Genomic DNA, 20,682 nt, shown 5'->3' with positions numbered 1-20,682 from the left:
CACCGGTGCCGTCAGCGTTTGACCGCGCGCAGGATGACGAACTTCGGGTCGCTCGTGACGACCTCGCAGTTGCCGAAGAGGCGGCGCAGCTTCACGTGGTAGCCGAGGTGGCGGTTGCCGATGACCCACAGCTCGCCGCCGGGGCGCAGCGCCTCGCGGGACCCGGCGAACATGCGGTAGGCGGTCGCGTCGGTCATCGCCTGGTGGGTGTGGAACGGCGGGTTGTTCAGCACCAGGTCCACCGACGCGGCCGGGACGCCCGACATCCCGTCGCCGACCCGGAATTCCGCCCGGGTGGCCGCGGCGGCGCCGGCGTTCGCGTGGAACGTGGCTTCCGCGGAGGCCACCGCCTGGTAGGACTCGTCGACGAAGAGCACCTCGGCCTCGGGGTTGGCGAGGGCCGCGGCCGTGCCGACCACGCCGTTGCCGCAGCCGAGGTCCACCACGCGCTCGGGGCCGCGGCGGCGCGGGAGGTTGCGCAGGAAGAAGCGGGTGCCGATGTCGAGGCGTTCGGCGCAGAAGATTCCCGCGTGGTTGATGACGGTCAGGCCCGAGGCCGCCCCGACGTCGGTGGGCAGCGTGTAGGCGCGCGGCCAGGGGCTGGGGGTCCGGGCGAGCCGCGGGTCGGGGGTGCAGAAGATGAGGCGTGCCTTCTTCACCGCGAGCGAGGTGCGGGTCGGTCCGAGGATCTGCTCGAACAGTTTGAGCGTCGAGGTGTGGATCTCGGTGACCATGCCCGTGCCGACGACGACGGTTCCGGCGTGGACGGCGGGCGCGAGGCGGCGCAGCTGGTCCTCCAGGAGCGCCAGGCTCTTGGGCACCCGGACGAGCAGGACGTCGATCCGCTCCGGCGGTGTGTCCCGGGTCGACAGCAGCCGCACCGCGTCGGCGTCGGCACCGGCGCGCGCGAGGTTCGCGGCGCTCGCCTGCCGGCCGAGGTAGGAGTCGGTGATCTGCACGGGCCGGTGCCGGGCGAGCGCGGTGGTGAGGGCGCCCCACCGGTCGCCCAGCACGACGACCGTGCCCGAGAGGTCCGTGGGCTCGCCGTCGATTCCTTCGAGGTGCCGCAGCAGATACGCGTCGGAGGCGTCCCAGGCGCGCAGTCTGTCGCGGGAGTCCTCGGGGAAGCGGGAGAGTTCGAACTCGCCCCATGACGTCGTCAAACAGTTCATTGTGCGTTCAGGCTAGCCGAGTCCCGGGGCCGTCCGGCCCGCGTGCCGGGCGGCTCACCCCAGCGTCTCCTCGCAGGCCCGGCGCAGCCGGCTCACGCCCTCCGCCAGCTCCGCCGGGCCCGCGACGGCCGCGAAGCTGAGGCGCAGATAGGGGGCGGGGGGCTCGGCGGAGAAGTACGGGCGGCCGGGGGCGAGGGCGACACCGGCCCGGAGGGCGGCGGCGGCGAGGACGCTCTCGTCGGTGCCGTCCGGGAGCCGCAGCCACATGACGTAGCCGCCCGTCGGCACGGACTCCACGGTGAGGGCGGGGACGTCCCGGGCGAGCGCGGTGAGCAGCGCCTCGCGCCGCAGGCGCAGTTGCGCGGCGATGGTGCGCAGATGGCGGGGCCAGGCGGGTGAGCCGACGAATTCGAGCGCCGCCTCCTGCAGGGGCCGGGGCACGAAGAAGCTGTCGACGACCTGGATGGCCCGCAGCCGGTCGAGGACCGGCCCCCGGGCGGCGAGGGCGCCCACCCGCAGGCTGGCCGAGGTGGCCTTGGTGAGGGAGCAGACGTGGACGACGATGCCGTCGAGGTCGTCGGCGGCCAGGGTGGGCGGCAGGGCGGGGGCGTCCTCGTGGGCGAGGAGGCGGGCGAAGTCGTCCTCGATGACGAAGGCGCCGGCGTCCCGGGCGACCCGGAGGACCTCGCGGCGCCGCTCGTCGGCGAGGACCGCGCCCGTCGGGTTCTGGAAGAGCGGCTGGCAGACGAAGACCCGGGCGCCGCCGGCCCGGAAGGCCTCGGCGAGCAGATCGGGGCGCACCCCCCGCTCGTCGGCCGGTACGGGCACGGGCCGCAGTCCGGAGGCGCGGGCGGCGGCGAGCATGCCCGGGTAGGTGGGGGATTCGACGAGTACGGGGGCGCCGGGCGGGGCGAGGGCGCGCAGGGCGGCGGTGAGGGCGCTCTGGCCGCCGGCGGTGATCAGTACGTCGGAGGCGGCGACCGTACCGGCCGGGCCGCTGATCCGGCGGGCGAACCAGGCCCGCAGTTCGCCGACGCCCTCCACGGGCGGGCGGCCCCAGGCGCCCGGCCGGCGTCCGGCGCGGGCGAGGGCGGCGGCCAGGGCCCGTTCGGGCTGGAGCGTGGGGTGGAGGTAGCCGCCGTTGAACTCGATGACGCCGGGCGGGGGCTCGGAGAGGGTGGCGAGCACCCCCGAGGCGTCCACGGACCGGGGCACCGACTCCCCGGGGGTCTCGACGCTGAGGGCGACCTGCTGCCAGGAGGTGTCCCCGAGGCGGACGGCCGGAGCGTGCGGGACGGCGCGGAAGGCACCGGCGCCGGGTCGGGTGACGACCAGGCCCTCGGCGGCCAGGGCGGCCAGCGCCCGGGAGACGGTGACGGGGCTGACCCGGAACCGGTCGATCAGAGCCCGACTGGACGGCAGCTTCTCACCTTCGGAGTAGCGGTTCAGCTCTCCCCGGAGGACATCGGCCAGTTCCGCCACACTGCTACGCTCTTGCATGAGAGCACAAGATAGCGCTATCGGCGCGACGGCGATAGCAGTGAGCGCCCCCGACCGGCCGGCCGCGACGGTGGGGACGCCGAACCGTCCCGGCGCCGCCCCCGCCCCCCTGACCGTCGGCACCCTGCTCGCCGTTCTCGGCGTCTGTGCCTTCTCGCTGACCTTCCCCGCCACCGCCTGGTCCCTGGAGGGCCTCGGCCCGTGGTCCGTGACCACCTGCCGGACCACGCTGGCCGCGCTGATCGCGTGCGGCGGGCTGCTCGCGCTCCGGGTGCCGGTGCCCGGCCGCCGCCACTGGGGCGGGCTGGCCATCGTCGCGGCGGGGGTCGTCGTGGGCTTCCCGCTGCTGACCACGCTCGCGCTGCGGACGTCGACCACCGCGCACGCCGCCGTCGTCGTGGGGCTGCTGCCGCTCACCACGGCCGCGTACTCGGCGGTACGGACCGGTACCCGGCACTCGCGCACGTTCTGGGCGGCGGCCCTGGTGGGCGCGGCCGTGGTCATCGCCTTCGCCCTCGTGCAGAGCGGAGGCACGCCGACCGTCGGCGATCTGTACCTGTTCGTCGCCCTGCTGGTGTGCGCGGCGGGTTACGCGGAGGGCGGCCGGCTGGCGCGGGAGATGCCCGGCTGGCAGGTCGTCGGCTGGGCGCTGGTGCTGTGCCTGCCGGTCGCCGTGGCGGGTGCGGCCGTCGCCGTGTCCCACGAGCCCGTGCGGCTGACCGGGCACACCGTCGCCGGGCTGCTCTGGCTCGTGCTGGGCTCCCAGCTGGCGGGCATGGTGATGTGGTACCGCGGCATGGCCGTGATCGGGGTGGCCAAGGCCAGCCAGTTCCAGCTGGCGCAGCCGCTGCTCACCCTGGTGTGGTCGGTGACGCTGCTGGGCGAGCGGCTGACGCCCGCCGCGCCGGCCGCCGCCGTCGCCGTGCTCGTCTGCATCGCGGTCACCCAGCGTGCCCGCGGCTGACGGGCATGCGCCCGCCGGCCGCGTCCGTCCCCCGGCCCGGATGGCCGAAGGACGAGCCATCCACCGCCGGTCACCGTAGAATCGGCGGCACATCCCTGTGCACGTCTCGGACCCCGGATCGGGGACCTCGAACGAAGGGCACCGTCGATGCATGCGAGCAAGGGCGACCGTTTGGTGGTGCACGGCCGGGTTGTCGGCAAGCAGGACCGCGTCGTGGAGATCGTGGAGGTACTGGGCCCCGACGGCACCCCGCCGTTCCGGGTCCGGGCGGAGAACGGACACGAGACGATCATGACGCCCGGCCCCGACAGCACTGTGGATCACCGCACGTCGGGCGACTCGGTCTGACCACCGCCCGGAGCACTCAGCGCGGCGGGCGCGCGCGGTCGGGATAGTGGTCGGCGACCACGCGCGCCATCGCCCCTACGGGATCGGTGACGACCTGCTTGGTGGAGAAGTAGACGTTCCCGCGCACCTCGGGGTGGCTCCGGTCGAGATCGAGGTGGCGGGAGAGTTCCGCCGGGTCCTGCCAGGGCGCGGGCTGCCCCGCGGCCCCCGCCTTGTACAGGGCCTCCCCGATGTAGAGGTGGACGTCCGTGCCGCGCACGGTCTCCGCCCACCAGGGGACGAGCTTGGCGTAGTCGGCGGCCGCGAAGCCGATGTGCCAGTAGATCTGCGGGACGATGTAGTCGATCCACTCCTCGCGGACCCATCTTCGGGTGTCGGCGTACAGGTCGTCGTAGGTCTGCACCCCGGCGCGGGTGTCGGAGCCCAGCGGATCGGTGGTCCGGTTGCGCCAGATGGCGAAGGGGCTGATCCCGAACCGCACGTGCGGCTTGCGTTGCTTGACGCGCAGCCCCGTCTCGCGCACCAGCCGGTCGATGTTGTCCCGCCGCCAGGCCGCCCGGTCGGGGAAGCCGCTGCCGTAGCGCTCGTACGCGGCGGTGTCGTCGAAGTCCTGCCCGGCCACCGGGTACGGGTAGAAGTAGTCGTCGAAGTGCACGCCGTCGAGGTCGTAGCGGGTGACCGCGTCGAGGACCGCGTCCTGGACGAAGCGGCGGACCTCCGGCAGCCCGGGGTTGTAGTAGAGCTTTCCGCCGTAGGGCAGCACCCAGTCGGGGTGCCGGCGCGCGGGGTGGTTCGCGACCAGCCGGGTGGGGTCGGTGTGGTTGGCGACGCGGTAGGGGTTGAACCAACCGTGCAGTTCCAGACGGCGTTTGTGGGCCTCGCGCACCGCGAAGGCGAGCGGGTCCCAGCCCGGGTGCTTGCCCTGAGTGCCGGTCAGATACTCCGACCACGGCTCGTACGGCGAGGGCCAGAAGGCGTCGGCGGTGGGGCGGATCTGGAGGATCACGGCGTTGAGCCGCCGTGCGACGGCCGTGTCGAACAGACCGAGCAGCTCGGCCCGCTGCGCGTCCGGCTCGAGCCCCGGCCTGGACGGCCAGTCGATGTTCACGACGGTCGCGGTCCACATGCCCCGGAACTCACGCCGTCGCCTGACTTCCCCGTCCGTGGCGTCCCCGGCTCCCCTGGCATCCGTGGCGCCCGTGGTGCCCGTGTTGCCCGTGTTGCCCGTCTGAGGATTCCGGGCCCGGGCCTCGCCCGCCGCCAGCATGACGGACATCGCACCCGCGGCCGCCACGGTGAACCCTCTTCGGCTGATACGTCCCATATGCGTGCCACTCCTTGTCGGATCGGTCACACCGTATGCGCAGAGCATGCCCGCCCCGGCCCCATCGGCACCGCCTGTCGCGGAGTAACGTCTGGACCGAGGCGGGCGCCGGGGGTCCTCACACCGACACGATCGGTGCGGGGGACGGGCGTCCCGCCGGTCGACCAAGATCAGCGAAAGGCACGATGTGACGGACTCAGTGGCCGACGTGACACGCGTCGGAGTGGTGGGCTGCGGTCAGATGGGCGCGGGCATCGCGGAGGTGTGTGCCCGCTCCGGTCTCGACGTCAAGGTCGCGGAGACCACCGGTGAGGCCCTGGAGCTCGGCCGCACCCGTCTGACCAACTCCCTCGGCAAGGCCGCCGAACGCGGCAAGATCACCGAGGAGGAGCGCGACGCGGCCCTGGCCCGGCTGAGCTTCACCACCGACCTGGGCGAGTTCGCCGACCGCGACCTGGTCATCGAGGCGGTCGTCGAGAACGAGCAGGTGAAGACCGAGATCTTCCAGGTGCTCGACCAGGTCGTCACCCGCCCGGACGCGATCCTGGCCTCCAACACCTCCTCCATCCCGCTGGTGAAGCTGGCCGTCGCGACCTCGCGGCCCGACCAGGTCATCGGCATCCACTTCTTCAACCCGGCCCCGGTGCAGCAGCTCGTCGAGCTGATCCCGGCACTGACCACGGGCGAGGAGACGATCAAGCGCGCCGAGGCGCTGGTCGGCAAGATCCTGGGCAAGCACGCCATCCGCGCCCAGGACCGCTCCGGCTTCGTCGTGAACGCGCTGCTGATCCCGTATCTGCTCTCCGCGATCCGGATGTTCGAGTCCGGCATCGCCAGCCGCGAGGACATCGACAACGGCATGGAGCTGGGCTGCGCCCACCCCATGGGCCCGCTCAAGCTCTCCGACCTGATCGGCCTCGACACCGTCGCCTCGGTCGCCGACAGCATGTACCAGGAGTACAAGGAGCCGCTGTACGCCGCTCCCCCGCTGCTCCAGCGCATGGTCGACGCGGGCCGGCTGGGCCGCAAGACGGGCTCGGGCTTCTACTCCTACTGAGCCCGTGGCGGGAAGCCCCCGCGACAACGCGAGTCGGCCGGGCGGCGCCACCCTCGTCGAGGGTGGCGCCGCCCGGCCGCTGCCGTGGGGCCGGCGTCCGTCGGCCGTCGCACACCCCGCCTTCACACGGGGTGTGCGACGGTGACCCGCACCTACCCTCCGCACACGCTCCCGCCCCGCCTGTCCACGCGGTTGACTCACCTCGTCGAGCAGCACGTGGAAGCCTTCCGGAAGGGGAACGTACCGTGACCATCCATCCCGAGCACGCCGTCAAGTCGGCCGAGCTCGCGGAATTACGTCGTAGCCTCGATGTCGGGTTCGCCCGCATCGACGGCCACCTCGCCCTTCTCACCCAGCGCAGCGACCAGTCGGAGCGCGAGATCGACCAGACGTGCGGGCGGGTGCGGGCCCTGGAGCACGGCCGGTGGCCGTTGCCGTCGCTCGCCGCGCTCACCGGCCTCGCCGCCCTGGGGGTCACCGTCTGGCAGGCGGCCGGCCGGTGAGCGCGGGACGCTCCCGGCCCACGTCGCGGGCCCGGCGGTCAGCCGAGCCGCAGATGGTGCAGCAGCAGTAGCGCGGCCGCCATGTTGGCGGCCGGTACCTCACCGCGGGTGATCATGTCGGGTACCAGCTTGAGCGGCACCCACTCCCGTCGGTCCGACTCGAAGCCGTCCTCGGGGTCGCCGAGGTACTCGGCCTCGTCCGTCCAGTAGATGTGATGGCGGGCGTCGGTGAGACCGTTGGACGGTTCGACTGTCATCAGGTGCCGCAGGGGGCCCGGCCGCCATCCGGTCTCCTCCTCCATCTCACGGGCCGCGGCGCGGGCGATGTCCTCGCCGTCCTCGACGACCCCGGCGGCCAGCTCCCAGCCCCAGTTGTCGGTGATGAAACGGTGCCGCCACAGGAGCAGAACCTCGTTCGCCTCGTTGACCACCGTGGCCACGGCGACGGGCCGCAGCCGGATGAGGAAGTGGTCGAGGTGGCGGCCGTCGGGGAGTTCGACGTCCGCGAGATTGACCCGGAACCACCGGTTCTCGTAGACGCTCCGCTCGCTGAGATTCTTCCAACGCACGTGTATGCCACCTTCCGCCGAGGTGGCCACCTCCCGGGCGCTGTCCTCACAAGGGCACGCGCAGCGCCCCGTCGATCATCTCGGCGGCCTCGGCCGTGGCCGCGCACCCACTTTCGATCAGATGCTCGCGCACCGCTCGGAGCCGGTCCCGTAACCGCTGCGATTCCATGCCTCTCGCCTGCTCGGTCATCTCCCGCGCGGTGGCCACCGCCTTGTCCGCGTCTCCTTGACGCAGCTCGATGTGCGTGAGCATGGCGAGCCGGTGGACACGGCCCCGGTCGTGCGCGGGGGTGTCGACCGCCCGGTCCGCGTGCTCACGGGCGGGTCCGAGGTCACCGAGGCTGAGCAGCGCCTCGGCGACCTGTACGTTCACCAGTCCGGGCTGTACGTAGCCGGTCTCGGCGGGCTCCTGGCCGCGGTGGATGCGGTCGGCGGCGGTCTCGGCGCGGCGGATGCAGGCGAGCGCCCCGCCGCCGTCACCGAGCCGGGCGTAGGCCTTGGCCTGCATGGCGTAGAGATCGGCGGCGAGTGCCGGGGTGAGGTTCGAGCCCGCCGCCCGCAACGCGGACTCGGCGAAGGCGACCGCCTGCCGGTACTCCCCCATGAACAGCGACTGGTTGACGAGCAGGGCTATGACGTACGCGCCGAGCCCGCGGTCCCCGCTGGCCTTGGCGAGCCGCAGCGCCTGGTGGAAGTAGCGCTGGGCCAGTCCGTGCGCGTCGGAGTCGTACGCGCAGATCCCGGCGACCGCGACCAGCCCCCCGGTGGCGCGGTGCAGCTGACGGCCCGTCTCGTCGGGGTAGCTGCCGCGCAGCAGGGGCGCGGCCTCGGCGTTGAGGAAGCCGACGACCCGGGCGCGGGTGGCGATGCCGCCCGCCTTGCGGTACATCTGCTCGTAGTGCGCACGGGCGGCGCGCAGCATCTCGATGTCGTCCATGGACACCCGGGTCAGGCCGCGCCGGGAGACGTCGGCGTCCTCGGGCGGGTTCTCCCATTCCCAGACCGGGATCACCGCGGGGGTGCCGGTCACGGCCGGGGCGCTGACGACGTGTTCGCGCTGCTGCTCGTCCGACCGCCACAGCGCGGTGGCGCGTTCGACGAAGCCGGAGAGCGGGGTGCCGGGCACCCGGGGGCTGCCGGGGGTGCCGAGGCCGATGTCGTCGAGGGTCAGCGCGCGGTGCAGCCGCTCGCCGAGGACCTCGCAGATCAGGTCCGGCACCTGGCCCCGCGGCCGCTGGCCGCGCAACCAGCGGGCGACGGCGGTGTGTTCGTAGCGCAACGCCAGTCCACGGGCGCGGCCGGCCGCGTTGACATGGGCGGCCAGGCCCGCGTGGGAGATCCCCGCTTCGTCGAGAATGGCGTCGAGCAGAGTGTTGGGCTCCATCCTGCCCTCCGGAAACGCTCGGTGGGATCAGCGTAAGGGAGATCCCTTCGCACGGGGTGTGAACGGGCCACCGCCGTGCGTGGCCGGACAGCGGCCCTTTCCGGCCACCATGGAGTCACCAGAAGGTCGTCGGGAGTTGCCGGGAGCCGCCGGGAGTCGTCAGGAGCGCGGGTGGCAGACGCGCGCGAGTTCCGCGTGGGGCGTCCGCACCGGAAGGCGCTGCCGGTCGTCCCGCAGGGCCAACAGCGCGACGTCGTCGGCCAGCCGGCCCCCGGTGTGGCGCAGCAGCGCGCACCGGACGTGCTCGACGACCGTCGCGGGCACGATGGGCACCCCGTGCGCCGCCTCGGTCAGGGCGCGTTCCAGCGGGAAGAACACCCCTGCCGCGTTCCGCGCGTCCGCGGCGCCGTCGGTGTGCAGCACCAGGGCGTCCCCGGGCAGCAGCCGGGGCAGCCGCAGGACGGGCACCTCGGCGGGCAGCGGGAAGGCCCCGAGCGGTGGCAGCGGCTCGCCGGGCGTCACCGCGACGGCCCGCGCGCCGTCGTCGGCCGTGCCGCGGAGCCGGTACGGCCAGGGGTGCCCGCAGTTGAGCACCACGACCTCGCCGTCGGCCCGCAGCTCCAGCAGCAGCACGGTCACGAACTCCTCGGCGCAGGTCCGGTCCCGCTCGTCCTCCCGCGTCGGCGGGGGCCCGTCCGCCGCCCGCTGGCCCAGGTGGCGCTGGAGGGCGCGCTCCAACCGCCGCAGCACGCCCGGCAGTTCCGCTTCGTCGTGGGCGGCCTCGCGGAAGCTGCCGAGCACGGCGGCGACGGTGCCGATCGCGCCGAGGCCGTGACCGCGGACGTCGCCCATCACGATGCGCACACCGTGCGGGGTGGCGAGCGCCTCGTACAGATCACCGCCGACCAGGGCCCCTTCGCTCGCCGACAGATGGCCGCCCGCGACGGTGATCCCGTCGATCCGGGGCGGCAGGGGGCGCAGCAGGGCCTGTTGCGCGGCGGCGGCGATCTCGCGCAGCCGCTCCAGCTCGCGCACCAGCCGCAGCCGTCGGCCCGTGGTGAGGTAGCCCGCCACGACGACGGCGAGGATCGCACCGCAGGTGCCCGCGCGGCCGGCCGGGTCCGCGCGGCCGCTCGGCCCGAGGGGGACGAGCGCGAAGAGCGCGCAGGCACCGCCGAGCAGGACGCACTGGCGGCGGCCGCTGCCGGCGCAGGCGATGGCGGGCGCGGCGGCGAGCAGTTGGACGCACGGGGTCCCCAGCGGGCTCAGGAGTTCGCAGAGGACCACCCCGAGCACCCACAGCCCGGGGAGCGCGAACACCAGGCCCCGTCGGCACCGCCCTGCCCCTGTACGGATCATGCCCAGCGGCCCCCCTAGCAGCAGTGACGCGCACGATTCTCGCGAGCACTCAGACCGAAGTAACGACCAGAACGCCCATTTCCACCCTATTGAGTGATATTCGGAACGTGGGTCAGACATATGGGGCATAGACCAGGGGCGCACCCGGAGATCCGGGTGCGCCCCTGTGCCGTACGGACGGCCGCCGGTCGGTCGGCGGCCGTCCGGTCTCAGGCGCCGCGCAGGGCGGCTCCGGTGCGCTCGACGGCCGCGGCGACCGCGGCGTCACGGGCGGCCGTGGCCTCCTCGGCGGTCAGCGTGCGGTCCGCGGCGCGGAAGCGCAGCGCGTAGGCCAGCGACTTCCTGCCCGCACCGAGCTGTTCGCCGGTGAAGACGTCGAACAGGCGCAGCGACTCGAGGAGTTCACCCGCGCCGGACCGCAGCGCGGCCTCGACGTCGGCAGCGGGGACCGAGGCGTCCACGACGAGCGCGACGTCCTGGGTGGCCACCGGGAAGGTGGACACGTGCGGGGCCCGGGCGACGCCGGTACCCGCGCGCTCCAGCAGGTCGAGCTCCAGCTCCATCGCGCAGGTGCGCTCCGGCAGGCCGAACGCCTTGGTCACCCGCGGGTGCAGCTCGCCGGCGCTGCCGGCGAACTTCTCCGCGCCGTCGACGACCACGAAGAACGCGGCGCACCGGCCGGGGTGGAACGGCGCCCGCTGGTCCTGGCGGACGATCAGCTCGGCACCGGCCTCGCGGGCCACCGCGCGGGCCGCCTCGACGGCGTCCGCCCAGCCGCTGGGGCGGCCCTGGCCCCACCAGCCGGGCAGCTCGCGCGCCCCGGCGAGGACGGCGGCCACGTGCCGCGGCTGCCGGGGCAGCGCGGCGTCGAGGCCGGCGATCTCCTCGTCGGTCGGGCGGCGGTCGACCGGCAGCCGGACCGCGCGACGCTCGTCACCGGTCGGCCGGAAGACCAGACCGGTCTCGAAGAGCGCGAGGTCGCGCTCCCCACGGCCGTCGTTGCGGCGCAGGGCGCCGAAGAGCCCCGGCAGCAGCGTGGTGCGCAGCGCCGGCTCGGTGTCGGCGAGCGGGTTGACCAGGCGCACCACCGAGCGGCGCGGGTCGTCGGCCTCCAGACCGAGGTGGTCGAGGGCCTCCTCCCCGATGAAGGGATAGGTGGGCGCCTCGACGAAACCGGCGCCGGCGAGCGCGCGGCCGACCCGGCGGTGCAGGCGCTGCCGCTCGGTCAGGCCACGCCCGGCGGGGGGCTGCGGCAGGGTGGAGGGCAGGTTCTCGTAGCCCTCCAGCCGGATGACCTCTTCGGCCAGGTCGTTGGGGTCGGTGAGGTCCGGCCGCCAGCTGGGCACGGTGACGATCAGCTCGTCCTGCCCGTACACGTCGCAGCCGACCTCCTGGAGGCGGCGGACGACGGTCTCCCGGCCGTACTCGACACCGGCCACCTTGTCGGGGTGGTCGGCGCTGATCGAGATGGTGCGGGGGCCGCTGGGGGCGACGATCTCGGTGACACCGGCCTCGGCGCTGCCGCCCGCCAGCAGGACCAGCAGATCCACGGTCCGCTGGGCCGCCGCGGAGGCGGCGTTCGGGTCGACGCCGCGCTCGAAGCGCTTGGACGCCTCGGAGGACAGCTTGTGGCGACGGGCCGTCCGCGCGATGGAGACGGCGTCGAAGTGCGCCGCCTCGATGACGATCTCGGTGGTGCCGCCGACCGCGCCCGTCTCCGGGTCGACCGTGGCGTCGGCGATCTCGGTGTTGGCCCCGCCCATGACGCCCGCGAGCCCGATCGGCCCGCTGTTGTCGGTGATGACCAGGTCCTCGGCGTCCAGCACGCGCTTGGTGCCGTCGAGGGTGACGAGCTTCTCGCCCTGCTCGGCGCGGCGCACGCCGATCGGCCCGTCGACGCGGGACCGGTCGTAGGCGTGCAGCGGCTGGCCCAGCTCGAGCATCACGTAGTTCGTGACGTCGACGGCCAGCGAGACCGGGCGCATGCCCGCCTTCTGCAGCCGGCGGCGGAGCCAGATCGGGGAGTGCGCCTCGGGGTCGAGACCGGTGACCGTGCGGGCGGTGAAGCGGTCGCAGCCGGCCGGGTCGGCGACCTTGACCAGGTAGCCGTAGCCGTTGGGCGCGGGCACGTCCAGCAGCGCCGGGTCGCGCAGCGGCAGTCCGTACGCGGTCGCGGCCTCGCGGGCCACGCCGCGCATCGACAGGCAGTAGCCCCGGTCGGGGGTGACGGCGATGTCGAGGACCTCGTCGACCAGCTCGAGCAGCTCGATGGCGTCGGTGCCCACCTCGTGCTCCGGCGGCAGGACGATGATGCCGTCCGTGCCGTCGTCGCCCATGCCCAGCTCGTCGCCCGAGCAGATCATGCCGTGGGAGGTGCGGCCGTACGTCTTACGCGCGGCGATCTTGAAGTCGCCGGGCAGCACGGCGCCGGGGAGCACCACGACGACCTTGTCGCCGACGGAGAAGTTGCGCGCGCCGCAGACGATCTCCTGCGGCTCGCCCGTGCCGTTGGCCGGGCCGACGTCGACCGTGCAGAAGCGGATGGGCTTACGGAAGCCCTCCAGCTCCTCGATCGTGAGGACCTTGCCGACGACCAGGGGGCCCTTGAGGCCGGCGCCGAGCTGCTCGACACGCTCGACCTCGAGTCCGGCGGCGACGAGTTTGGCCTGCACGTCGCGACCGGTCTCACCGGCCGGCAGGTCGACGTATTCCCGCAGCCAAGAAAGCGGGACCCGCATCAGATCTCCATCCCGAACGGCCGGGTGAAACGCACGTCACCCTCGACCATGTCTCGCATGTCTTCGACGTTGTGGCGGAACATCAGCATTCGCTCGATGCCGAACCCGAAGGCGAATCCGCTGTACTTCTCGGGGTCGATGCCCGCGGCGGTCAGCACCCGCGGGTTGACCATGCCGCAGCCGCCCAGCTCGATCCAGCCCTCGCTGGAGCAGGTGCGGCAGGGGCGGTCGGGGTTGCCGACCGACTCGCCGCGGCACACGTAGCACCGCATGTCCATCTCGGCGGACGGCTCGGTGAACGGGAAGTAGTTCGGCCGCAGCCGGGTGGTCACACCGGCCCCGAAGAGCGCCTGGACCATGTGGTCCAGGGTGCCCTTGAGGTCCGCCATGGTCAGGCCCTCGTCGATGGCGAGCAGCTCGACCTGGTGGAAGACCGGGGTGTGCGTGGCGTCCAGCTCGTCGGTGCGGTAGACGCGGCCCGGGCAGATCACGTAGATGGGCGGCTCGCGGTCGAGCATGCTGCGGACCTGCACCGGGGAGGTGTGGGTGCGCAGCACGACGCCGGAGTCGGCCTTGCCGTCGCCGTCCTGGACGAAGAAGGTGTCCTGCATGGCGCGGGCCGGGTGGTCCGGCTCGAAGTTCAGGGCGTCGAAGTTGAACCACTCGGCCTCGACCTCGGGGCCCTCGGCGACCTCGTAGCCCATCGCGACGAAGACGTCCTCGATGCGCTCGGAGAGCGTGGTCAGCGGGTGCCGGGCGCCGGCCGGGACGCGGTCGTGGCGCAGGGTGACGTCGACGGCCTCCTCGACGAGCACGCGGGCGTCGCGCTCCGCCTCCAGCTCCACCTGGCGGGCGGCGAGGGCCTTGCTCACGGCACCGCGGGCCATGCCCACGCGCTTGCCGGCCTCGGCCTTGGCCTGCGGCGGGAGCGCGCCGATCTCGCGGTTGGCGAGGGACAGCGGCGACGCGGGACCGGTGTGCGCGATCTTCGCCTCGTGCAGGGCTTCGAGGTCGCCGGCGGCGGCGAAGGCGCCGAGCGCCTCGTCCCGCAGCCGCTCGATCTCTTCCGGTTTCAGTGCCTCGACCTCGACAGGGTCGTACGACTTATTGGGTGCGGACATCTCTTCCCGTGCTTCCGATTGTCCCCCAGCTACCGCTGGGAGGGGCCCCAGGCTTCGCTCGCTGCGCGGCTTCGCCCGGCTGAGTTGGTGCCAGGGTCCTGCCAAGGTCGTGCCAAAGGTGCCAAAGGTCGAGTCTAAAGGGAGCGGGTGGTCGGGTGGGCCCGTGGGCCGCTCTCAGGCCTGGGTGAGGAAGGCCGGGGCGCTCACGGGCAGGGTAAACCGGAACTGCGCACCACCGCGTGGAGTGCGCCCCACGGTGATCGTCCCTCCGTGCGCCTCGACGATGCCCTTGACGATGTAGAGGCCCAGGCCGGTGCCGCCGCGCTTGCTGCCCCGCCAGAAGCGGGTGAAGACGCGGCCCATCGCCTCCTCGGGGATGCCGGGGCCCTCATCGCTCACGGTGACCGCCGTTCCCTCCGTCTGGGCCTTCATCCGGGCCGGTGCGACCTCTATGGTGACCGTTCCCTCGCCGTGGCGCACCGCGTTTTCCAGCAGGTTGCCCAGCACCTGGTCGATCTTGTCCGGATCGGCCCAGAGCGCGGGCAGCGGCTCCACGACCTTGACCCGGAACCGCTCGGCATGCTGTCCGGCCGCGGTGTGTGCCTGGACGTGCCGGCGGACGGCGCCGACGATGTCGACGGGCTGACGGCGCACCTCCAGCCGCCCGGAGTCGATCCGGGAGATGTCGAGCAGCTCGGCGATGAGCCGGTTGACCCGGTCGGCGTCGGCGTCGACGGTCTCCAGCATCAGCCGCTTCTGGTCGTCGGTGAACCGCTCCCACTTCGCCAGCAGCGTCGCGGTGAAGCCCTTGACGGAGGTCAGCGGCGAGCGCAGTTCGTGGGCGACGGTGGCGATCAGCTCGGCGTGGCTGCGCTCGGTGCGCCGGCGGGCCTCGGTACCGCGCAGCTGGACCACGAGACGGACCACGGGCCCGTTCGGCCGCTCGCGCACGTACCGGGCGGAGACGAGCACCTCACGGCCACCGGGGAGCAGCAGCTTCCGCTCCGGCTGGCCGACCCGGGTGCCGAGCCCGCCGTAGGGGTCGGTCAGGGTCCACCAGCGGCGGCCGTCCAGGTCCTCCAGCGGCAGGGCCCGCTCCAGCGGCCGGCCCAGCACGTCATCGGCCCGCAGGGCCGTGATGCGCGCCGCGGCGGCGTTGAAGCAGGTGATCCGGCCGGTGTCGTCGGCGACGACCAGCCCGTCCGGCAGGTCGTCGGGGTGCAGCCCGGTCGCCTGCGCGCACGCGGAGCCGTGGGAGGCGTCCGGACAGGTGTCCGCCACTCTCCCGGAAGTTCTGACGTTCACCACCCGCACCCCCTCCCGAGCCCCCGGACCGCAACCCTACTAGCTGGAGGTCACGGAGCGGCACCCTCCGGCTGCACGCTGCGCACGGGCGGAGGCGTACAGGCACACGGCGGCGGCCGTCGCGAGGTTCAGGCTCTCGGCCTTGCCGTGGATCGGCACCCGTACCACCTCGTCGGCGAGCGCCCGGGTCTCCTCCGGCAGGCCCCATGCCTCGTTGCCGAAGATCCAGGCGGTGGGGGTGCCCATGCTGCCCCGGTCCAGCTCGGCGTCGAGGTCGACGCCCGCGCCGTCGGCGGCCAGCACCCGGGCCCCGGCGTCCCGCAGTCCGCGCACGGCCTGCTCCACCGGCACCCCGACGGCGACCGGCAGATGGAAGAGGGAGCCCACGGAGGCCCGGACGGACTTGGGGTTGTACAGGTCCACCGAGGCGTCGGTCAGCACCACGGCGTCCGCGCCGGCGGCGTCCGCGCAGCGCAGCACCGTACCGGCGTTGCCGGGGTCGCGGACGTGCGCGAGGACGGCGATCAGCCGGGGCCGGGCGGCGAGGATCTCCTCGAAGGGCGAGTCGAGGAAGCGGCAGACGCCGACCAGGCCCTGCGGGGTGACCGTCTGCGAGAGCTCGGCGATCACGTCGTCCTCGGCGTAGTGCACCCGGACCCCGGCGGCGCGGGCCGCGTCGACGATCTCGGCGTGCCGCTCGGCGGCGTCGACGGTCGCGAACAACTCGAGGAGGGTGGGCTCGCCGGCGCTGCGGTGCTCGATCGCCTCGCGTACGGCCTGGGGGCCCTCGGCGATGAACCGTCGCTCCTTGACCCGGAAATTGCGCTTGGCCAGCCGGCGGGCGGCGATGACGCGGGGGGAGCGCGGGGAGATCAGCTCGGGGGTGCCCATGGGCGGCGGCTCACTTCGTGGTCACGAGGGGAAGGCAGGACGGAAGGCGGTCGGGGGGGCGAAGGGCGGCACTGGGCGGCACTGGGCTGGGGCGGCACAAAAACGATGGACCCGCAGGCCGCGGGGGCCTACGGGTCCGATCGACTGCCTGGGGCGCCGGATCAGGCGGCGGCCTTCGGGGCGTTGACGTCGGCCGGCAGAGCCTTCTGCGCGACCTCGACGAGCGCGGCGAACGCGTTCATGTCGTTGACCGCGAGCTCGGCCAGGATCTTGCGGTCCACCTCGATGTTGGCGGCCTTCAGACCCTGGATGAGGCGGTTGTACGTCATGCCGTTCTGGCGGGCAGCGGCGTTGATGCGCTGGATCCACAGCTGACGGAAGTCGCCCTTGCGCTTCTTGCGGTCGTTGTAGTTGTAGACCAGGGAGTGGGTGACCTGCTCCTTGGCCTTGCGGTACAGGCGCGACCGCTGGCCGCGGTAGCCCTTGGCCGCCTCGAGGATCGCCCGGCGCTTCTTGTGGGCGTTGACTGCCCGCTTGACGCGTGCCACTTGTTAACTCCTTGTAGCGGGGCCGCGGTGGAATCTCACGCGGCCCGAATTCGATTGGGTCCCGGTCCGACGCGCACCCCGGGTGAGCGGGGTGCGAAACGTCACTTGCCGAGAAGCTTCTTGATCTTCTTGGCGTCGCCCGGGGCCATCTCGGCGGTGCCGGTGAGGCGGCGCGTCAGCTTGGACGACTTGTGCTCGAGCAGGTGGCGCTTGCCGGCGCGCTCACGCATGACCTTGCCGGAGCCAGTGATCTTGAAGCGCTTGCTGGCACCGGAGTGCGTCTTGTTCTTCGGCATGCGCCGTATCTCCTCGTCGGTGGCACTCCCACGGCCCGCAAGCGGGCACGCGGAAGTATCAGCTGTGTTCGGTTGCCCGGGGCGGCTGCCCCGGATTCGATCCGGGGCGGCTGCCCCTGGGATCACGCCTCGGCGGACTCGTCCTCGGAGGGCTCCGCGGCAGCGGTGCCCTCCGCGGCGGGAGCCTCGGCCTCGTCCGCGTGGCCGGCGCCGCGGCGCTCCGCCTTACGGGCTTCGGCGAGCTCACGCGCCTCGGCCATCGCCTCGGTCTTCTTCTTGTGCGGGCCGAGAACCATGATCATGTTGCGGCCGTCCTGCTTCGGGTTCGACTCGATGAAGCCGAGCTCCTCCACGTCCGACGCCAGTCGCTGGAGCAGCCGGAAGCCGAGCTCCGGCCGGGACTGCTCGCGACCACGGAACATGATCGTGATCTTGACCTTGTCGCCCTGCTTGAGGAACCGGACGACGTGACCCTTTTTGGTGTCGTAGTCGTGCGGGTCGATCTTCGGCCGGAGCTTCATCTCCTTGATGACCGTGTGCGCCTGGTTCTTGCGCGCCTCACGGGCCTTCATGGCCGACTCGTACTTGAACTTGCCGTAGTCCATGAGCTTGCAGACCGGCGGCCTGGCGGAAGCGGCGACCTCGACCAGGTCGAGGTCGTACTCCTGCGCGAGCTCAAGGGCCTTGGCGAGCGGCACAATGCCCACCTGCTCGCCGCTCGGACCGACGAGTCGCACCTCGGGGACGCGAATTCGGTCGTTGATGCGGGGCTCGGTGCTGATGGGGCCTCCTAGGTAGCACCACACGGTTGTCTGGCGGACAGCCGCGTAACGTCTGTTCGGGATGACCCCCGCGTCGTGCTCGTGACGCAAAAAAGCGCCTCGGACGGGACACAGGCGGGGGCTCCTCAAACACCGGGAGCACCGCCGCGGTCAACCGCGAGGCGCATCGGGCAATTCCACATCGTCCGTACGGAACGATGGGCGTCACCTGACCGGAGACCTGCCGACCCGGGGGCCGTCGAGGTGGGAGATCGGAGCCTCCACTTGTGGGCCGGGCACCAAAGTGTCCAGCCGGTCGAGGTCCAGCATAGCAGTGACCCGGCCCGGTCCCCACTCGGGCGGAGCCGGGCCCTAGGCTGGGCCCATCGGCCGGGACACATCGTCCGGCACGAGAAACGTCCGGCACCAGGACCCGTACGCCGATCGCGTACGGGAGCGGCCGGACCCGAAGCGGAAGAGCAACGATGAGCGACGCCACCCCCGAGCCCACCCCGTCGGCCCCCTCCGAAGGGGCACCGGACTTCGACAGCATGACCCGTGACATCGCGGACGTGCCCGCCGTCGAGGTGATCACGACGGTCGCGGTGCACCTGATGAGCTCGGCGGCGGTCAACCTGGGCCTCGCCGAGGAGGGCGAGCAGCACAAGGACCTGGACGAGGCCCGGAAGCTGATCACCGCCCTCGCCGGGCTGGTCACCGCCAGCGCCACCGAGGTCAGCAACTTCCACGCCGGACCGCTGCGCGACGGTCTGAAGTCGCTCCAGCTGGCCTTCCGCGAGGCCTCCGTCGTACCGGACGAGCCGGGCAAGGGCCCGGGCGAGCAGTACACCGGTCCGGTCTTCGGCTGAGCCCCGGCCTCCCGGCGGCGGCGCCGGGCCCGGGGCACGTTCCCGTCCCGGCGGCCTCAGGCCGTCGGGCGGGGCTCGGTGGACAGCTCGTCCGCGAGCTGGGCCGGGCCCATGCGCGGGTGGGTGACCCGGTGCGCGAAGGCCGCGAGCACGGCCCCGATCGGCGGGGCGACGAGGAACAGCCACAGCTGGGACAGCGCCCCGCCGCCCGCGAAGAGGGCCGGGCCCAGGCTCCGGGCCGGGTTCACGGACGTGCCGGTCAGCGGAATGCCCACCAGGTGGACCACCGCGAGGACCAGGCCGATGGGCAGCCCGTCGAAGCCCACGACGGCGACCCTGTGGGTCACCGACAGGACCACGAGGACCAGCACGAAGGTCATCACGACCTCCGCGAGGAACGCGCCGCCGGTGTTGAGGTGCACGGCCGACCGGTCGGCGAAGCCGTTGCTGCCGAAGGCGCCGTCCGTCTTGAGCCCCGGCACCTGCTTGGCCAGCAGGAACAGCAGCGCCGCGCCCACGATGCCGCCGAGCAGCTGCGCGATCCAGTACTCCAGCGCCGTGCGCCGGGTGATCCGGCCCTCGACCAGCAGGCCGAGCGTGACCGCCGGGTTGATGTGACAGCCCGAGATGGGCCCCAGGGCGTACGCCAGGGCCAGAAGAGTGAAGCCGAAGGCCAGCGCGATGCCGAGCACACCGATGTAGTCCGCCGCGAGGACCGCGGCTCCGACGGCGAAGAAGACCAGCAGCAGGGTTCCGAGGAACTCGGCCGCGACGGTCCGTGTCCGCACGGGGTCGAGCCGGTCGAGCCGCAGTGATCCCTGTTTCACGGCGTCCATGGCGTCCTCCCGAGGATCTCGTGGACTGTCCTCGCATTGTCGGACGCCCCCGCGCGTCCCGCCTGTCGGCTCCGCGGCCTGTACCTGGTCGGTGACCCGCCATTCGCTGTCGCGGCGGTGTCCGCAAACGCCGGACGGGCTGCCGCGCCCTGTCCTCAAACGCCGGACGGGCTGGGTATGCGGTCTCGGTGTCCTCAATCGCCGGACGGGCTGCTGTGCTGTGTCCTCAATCGCCGGACGGACTGATTTCAGCCCGTCCGGCGATTGAGGACGCGCCCGCAGGGCGCTGAGCCGCCGCAGGCGGCCAAGACAGCCCGCAGCCGAGGTCCGCCGGCCAGGCGAGAGGCGGCGCCACCGGCCGTCAGCCTGCAAACGCCGGCCAGGCGAGAGTCACCGACTGAAGAGCGCAGCCCCCGGCACCGCCGCGCCCGGCGGCAGCAGGGCCAGGTCCAGTCCCTTGACGAGCCGGGCCCGCAGCACCTCGTCGGCCGCGAGGGCCTCCGCGACCTTCCGGACCACCTCGGCGGGTACGGCACCCTCGGCCAGCGCCAGCGCCAGCGTGCCGTCGGCGTCCGCGGAGGGCGCGAGGTGCGCCCGGAGCACGGCCGCCTCGCCGGCCAGCACGGACCGCAGGGCGTCGGTGACGGCCGGGTCGGCCGACGGGTCCGCGCTGTCGCGGCCCTCGGCCAGGGCCAGCAGGGCCGGGCCCGTCAGCTGATACGGCACGGGCCCCGCGAGGTCCAGCACGATCGTGTCCGCCTGCTCGTGGGCGGCCGCCTGGAGTGCCTGGTGCAGGGGGACGGCCACGGGCCGCGCGTCCGCGCGCCAGCGGGCCAGGGTCTCGATGGAGGTGAACGCCGGCAGCGCCTTGCGGCCGTCCGGGGCCTGGAGCGTCGGGACGGCCATGTCGCTGGTCTTCTCGCGCCGCAGCCCGTCGGGCCCGGTCTCCACCTCGCCGAGCACGGCGACCACCGGCACGAGGAGCCGGGCGCCCCGCAGGGCGGCGAGGACGCCGGCCTCGGCTCCGGGATCGGCCGACCAGGCGGCGAGCGCCGCCGCGAGGGCGGGATCGGCGGAGCCGTCGTCGTCGGAGAAACCGGGGTCCGGAATGTTCTTTCGCTCCACGGGGTGAGCCTA

20 protein-coding genes are annotated in these 20,682 nt (G+C 73.0%); 5 read left to right on the top strand and 15 right to left on the bottom strand.

Annotation, left to right across the window (positions count from 1 at the left end; genetic code table 11):
• Positions 1-11: 11 nt before the first annotated feature.
• Positions 12-1,172 carry a methyltransferase gene (locus ACZ6MA_RS18535; RefSeq protein WP_469434910.1) on the bottom strand — a complete coding sequence of 387 codons (1,161 nt, stop codon included), beginning with the start codon at positions 1,170-1,172 and terminating at the stop codon, positions 12-14.
• Between the two features lie 54 nt (positions 1,173-1,226).
• Complete coding sequence (locus tag ACZ6MA_RS18530) at positions 1,227-2,672, bottom strand: aminotransferase-like domain-containing protein (protein ID WP_469434909.1); 1,446 nt, start codon at positions 2,670-2,672, stop codon at positions 1,227-1,229.
• Between ACZ6MA_RS18530 and ACZ6MA_RS18525 the strand changes: the two genes are divergently transcribed.
• Positions 2,671-3,636 carry a DMT family transporter gene (locus tag ACZ6MA_RS18525; RefSeq protein WP_469434907.1) on the top strand — a complete coding sequence of 322 codons (966 nt, stop codon included), beginning with the start codon at positions 2,671-2,673 and terminating at the stop codon, positions 3,634-3,636. The two genes, ACZ6MA_RS18530 and ACZ6MA_RS18525, sit on opposite strands and share 2 nt — an antisense overlap.
• Before the next feature lie 147 nt (positions 3,637-3,783).
• A complete protein-coding gene (locus ACZ6MA_RS18520; RefSeq protein ID WP_469434906.1) occupies positions 3,784-3,984 on the top strand; it encodes a DUF1918 domain-containing protein in 201 nt (66 codons plus the stop codon).
• Between the two features lie 16 nt (positions 3,985-4,000).
• Here the strand turns inward: ACZ6MA_RS18520 and ACZ6MA_RS18515 are convergent, their stop codons facing one another.
• Positions 4,001-5,308, bottom strand: coding sequence for a glycoside hydrolase family 10-like protein (locus ACZ6MA_RS18515; protein ID WP_469434904.1), 1,308 nt, complete (start codon positions 5,306-5,308; stop codon positions 4,001-4,003).
• A gap of 199 nt (positions 5,309-5,507) precedes the next feature.
• Here ACZ6MA_RS18515 and ACZ6MA_RS18510 point away from each other — a divergent pair, with 199 nt between their 5' ends.
• Together ACZ6MA_RS18510 and ACZ6MA_RS18505 are read left to right on the top strand one after the other, a co-directional pair.
• Positions 5,508-6,365: a 3-hydroxybutyryl-CoA dehydrogenase gene (locus ACZ6MA_RS18510; protein WP_469435186.1), complete on the top strand. Its 858-nt coding sequence runs from the start codon at positions 5,508-5,510 to the stop codon at positions 6,363-6,365.
• A gap of 245 nt (positions 6,366-6,610) precedes the next feature.
• Positions 6,611-6,868, top strand: coding sequence for a hypothetical protein (locus ACZ6MA_RS18505; RefSeq protein WP_469434903.1), 258 nt, complete (start codon positions 6,611-6,613; stop codon positions 6,866-6,868).
• Positions 6,869-6,906: 38 nt separating this feature from the next.
• On the opposite strand, the gene ACZ6MA_RS18500 is transcribed toward ACZ6MA_RS18505, so the two are convergent.
• The 10 genes from ACZ6MA_RS18500 to infC form a co-directional block, all read right to left on the bottom strand.
• Positions 6,907-7,437, bottom strand: coding sequence for an NUDIX hydrolase (locus ACZ6MA_RS18500; protein WP_130876947.1), 531 nt, complete (start codon positions 7,435-7,437; stop codon positions 6,907-6,909).
• A gap of 46 nt (positions 7,438-7,483) precedes the next feature.
• Positions 7,484-8,821, bottom strand: a complete 1,338-nt coding sequence (locus tag ACZ6MA_RS18495) for a tetratricopeptide repeat protein (RefSeq protein WP_469434901.1) — start codon at positions 8,819-8,821, stop codon at positions 7,484-7,486.
• Between the two features lie 159 nt (positions 8,822-8,980).
• Positions 8,981-10,180 (bottom strand): PP2C family protein-serine/threonine phosphatase, encoded by a 1,200-nt coding sequence (locus tag ACZ6MA_RS18490; RefSeq protein ID WP_469434899.1) that lies wholly within the window; start codon positions 10,178-10,180, stop codon positions 8,981-8,983.
• Positions 10,181-10,389: 209 nt separating this feature from the next.
• On the bottom strand, positions 10,390-12,918 hold the full coding sequence (gene pheT, locus ACZ6MA_RS18485) for a phenylalanine--tRNA ligase subunit beta (protein ID WP_469434898.1): 2,529 nt from the start codon (positions 12,916-12,918) through the stop codon (positions 10,390-10,392).
• Positions 12,918-14,039, bottom strand: a complete 1,122-nt coding sequence (gene pheS, locus ACZ6MA_RS18480; protein ID WP_469434896.1) for a phenylalanine--tRNA ligase subunit alpha — start codon at positions 14,037-14,039, stop codon at positions 12,918-12,920. The genes pheT and pheS overlap by 1 nt, the downstream gene beginning before the upstream one ends.
• 174 nt (positions 14,040-14,213) lie before the next feature.
• A complete protein-coding gene (locus tag ACZ6MA_RS18475; RefSeq protein WP_469435185.1) occupies positions 14,214-15,320 on the bottom strand; it encodes a sensor histidine kinase in 1,107 nt (368 codons plus the stop codon).
• Between the two features lie 63 nt (positions 15,321-15,383).
• The gene (locus tag ACZ6MA_RS18470) at positions 15,384-16,235 is read right to left on the bottom strand and encodes a TrmH family RNA methyltransferase (protein ID WP_469434894.1); all 852 of its coding nucleotides are present in this window, start codon (positions 16,233-16,235) and stop codon (positions 15,384-15,386) included.
• Positions 16,236-16,396: 161 nt separating this feature from the next.
• The gene (gene rplT, locus ACZ6MA_RS18465; protein ID WP_102921913.1) at positions 16,397-16,783 is read right to left on the bottom strand and encodes a 50S ribosomal protein L20; all 387 of its coding nucleotides are present in this window, start codon (positions 16,781-16,783) and stop codon (positions 16,397-16,399) included.
• A 101-nt stretch (positions 16,784-16,884) separates the two neighbouring features.
• Positions 16,885-17,079 (bottom strand): 50S ribosomal protein L35, encoded by a 195-nt coding sequence (gene rpmI, locus ACZ6MA_RS18460; protein WP_469434892.1) that lies wholly within the window; start codon positions 17,077-17,079, stop codon positions 16,885-16,887.
• A gap of 122 nt (positions 17,080-17,201) precedes the next feature.
• Positions 17,202-17,885, bottom strand: coding sequence for a translation initiation factor IF-3 (gene infC / locus ACZ6MA_RS18455; protein ID WP_469435184.1), 684 nt, complete (start codon positions 17,883-17,885; stop codon positions 17,202-17,204).
• Between the two features lie 440 nt (positions 17,886-18,325).
• On the opposite strand from infC, the gene ACZ6MA_RS18450 reads away from it, so the two are divergent.
• Positions 18,326-18,709 (top strand): DUF1844 domain-containing protein, encoded by a 384-nt coding sequence (locus tag ACZ6MA_RS18450; RefSeq protein ID WP_469434890.1) that lies wholly within the window; start codon positions 18,326-18,328, stop codon positions 18,707-18,709.
• A 56-nt stretch (positions 18,710-18,765) separates the two neighbouring features.
• On the opposite strand, the gene ACZ6MA_RS18445 is transcribed toward ACZ6MA_RS18450, so the two are convergent.
• Both ACZ6MA_RS18445 and ACZ6MA_RS18440 read right to left on the bottom strand, forming a co-directional pair.
• Positions 18,766-19,497, bottom strand: a complete 732-nt coding sequence (locus ACZ6MA_RS18445) for an MIP family channel protein (RefSeq protein WP_469435183.1) — start codon at positions 19,495-19,497, stop codon at positions 18,766-18,768.
• A 438-nt stretch (positions 19,498-19,935) separates the two neighbouring features.
• Positions 19,936-20,670, bottom strand: a complete 735-nt coding sequence (locus ACZ6MA_RS18440) for an SseB family protein (RefSeq protein ID WP_469434889.1) — start codon at positions 20,668-20,670, stop codon at positions 19,936-19,938.
• Between the last annotated feature and the right edge of the window lie 12 nt (positions 20,671-20,682).

The organism is Streptomyces sp. NPDC042259 (assembly GCF_055582085.1).
This window is presented reverse-complemented; position numbering and strand designations above follow the sequence as displayed.

What these genes read in the sequence shown, in the direction of transcription:
- ACZ6MA_RS18525 (WP_469434907.1), top strand. Translation starts at nt 2,671, where the DNA reads ATGAGAGCACAAGATAGCGCTATCGGCGCGACGGCGATAGCAGTGAGC.
- ACZ6MA_RS18535 (WP_469434910.1), bottom strand. Translation starts at nt 1,172, where the DNA reads ATGAACTGTTTGACGACGTCATGGGGCGAGTTCGAACTCTCCCGCTTC.
- ACZ6MA_RS18470 (WP_469434894.1), bottom strand. Translation starts at nt 16,235, where the DNA reads ATGGGCACCCCCGAGCTGATCTCCCCGCGCTCCCCCCGCGTCATCGCC.
- ACZ6MA_RS18515 (WP_469434904.1), bottom strand. Translation starts at nt 5,308, where the DNA reads ATGGGACGTATCAGCCGAAGAGGGTTCACCGTGGCGGCCGCGGGTGCG.
- pheS (WP_469434896.1), bottom strand. Translation starts at nt 14,039, where the DNA reads ATGTCCGCACCCAATAAGTCGTACGACCCTGTCGAGGTCGAGGCACTG.
- pheT (WP_469434898.1), bottom strand. Translation starts at nt 12,918, where the DNA reads ATGCGGGTCCCGCTTTCTTGGCTGCGGGAATACGTCGACCTGCCGGCC.
- ACZ6MA_RS18520 (WP_469434906.1), top strand. Translation starts at nt 3,784, where the DNA reads ATGCATGCGAGCAAGGGCGACCGTTTGGTGGTGCACGGCCGGGTTGTC.
- ACZ6MA_RS18495 (WP_469434901.1), bottom strand. Translation starts at nt 8,821, where the DNA reads ATGGAGCCCAACACTCTGCTCGACGCCATTCTCGACGAAGCGGGGATC.
- ACZ6MA_RS18490 (WP_469434899.1), bottom strand. Translation starts at nt 10,180, where the DNA reads ATGATCCGTACAGGGGCAGGGCGGTGCCGACGGGGCCTGGTGTTCGCG.
- ACZ6MA_RS18450 (WP_469434890.1), top strand. Translation starts at nt 18,326, where the DNA reads ATGAGCGACGCCACCCCCGAGCCCACCCCGTCGGCCCCCTCCGAAGGG.
- rpmI (WP_469434892.1), bottom strand. Translation starts at nt 17,079, where the DNA reads ATGCCGAAGAACAAGACGCACTCCGGTGCCAGCAAGCGCTTCAAGATC.
- ACZ6MA_RS18530 (WP_469434909.1), bottom strand. Translation starts at nt 2,672, where the DNA reads ATGCAAGAGCGTAGCAGTGTGGCGGAACTGGCCGATGTCCTCCGGGGA.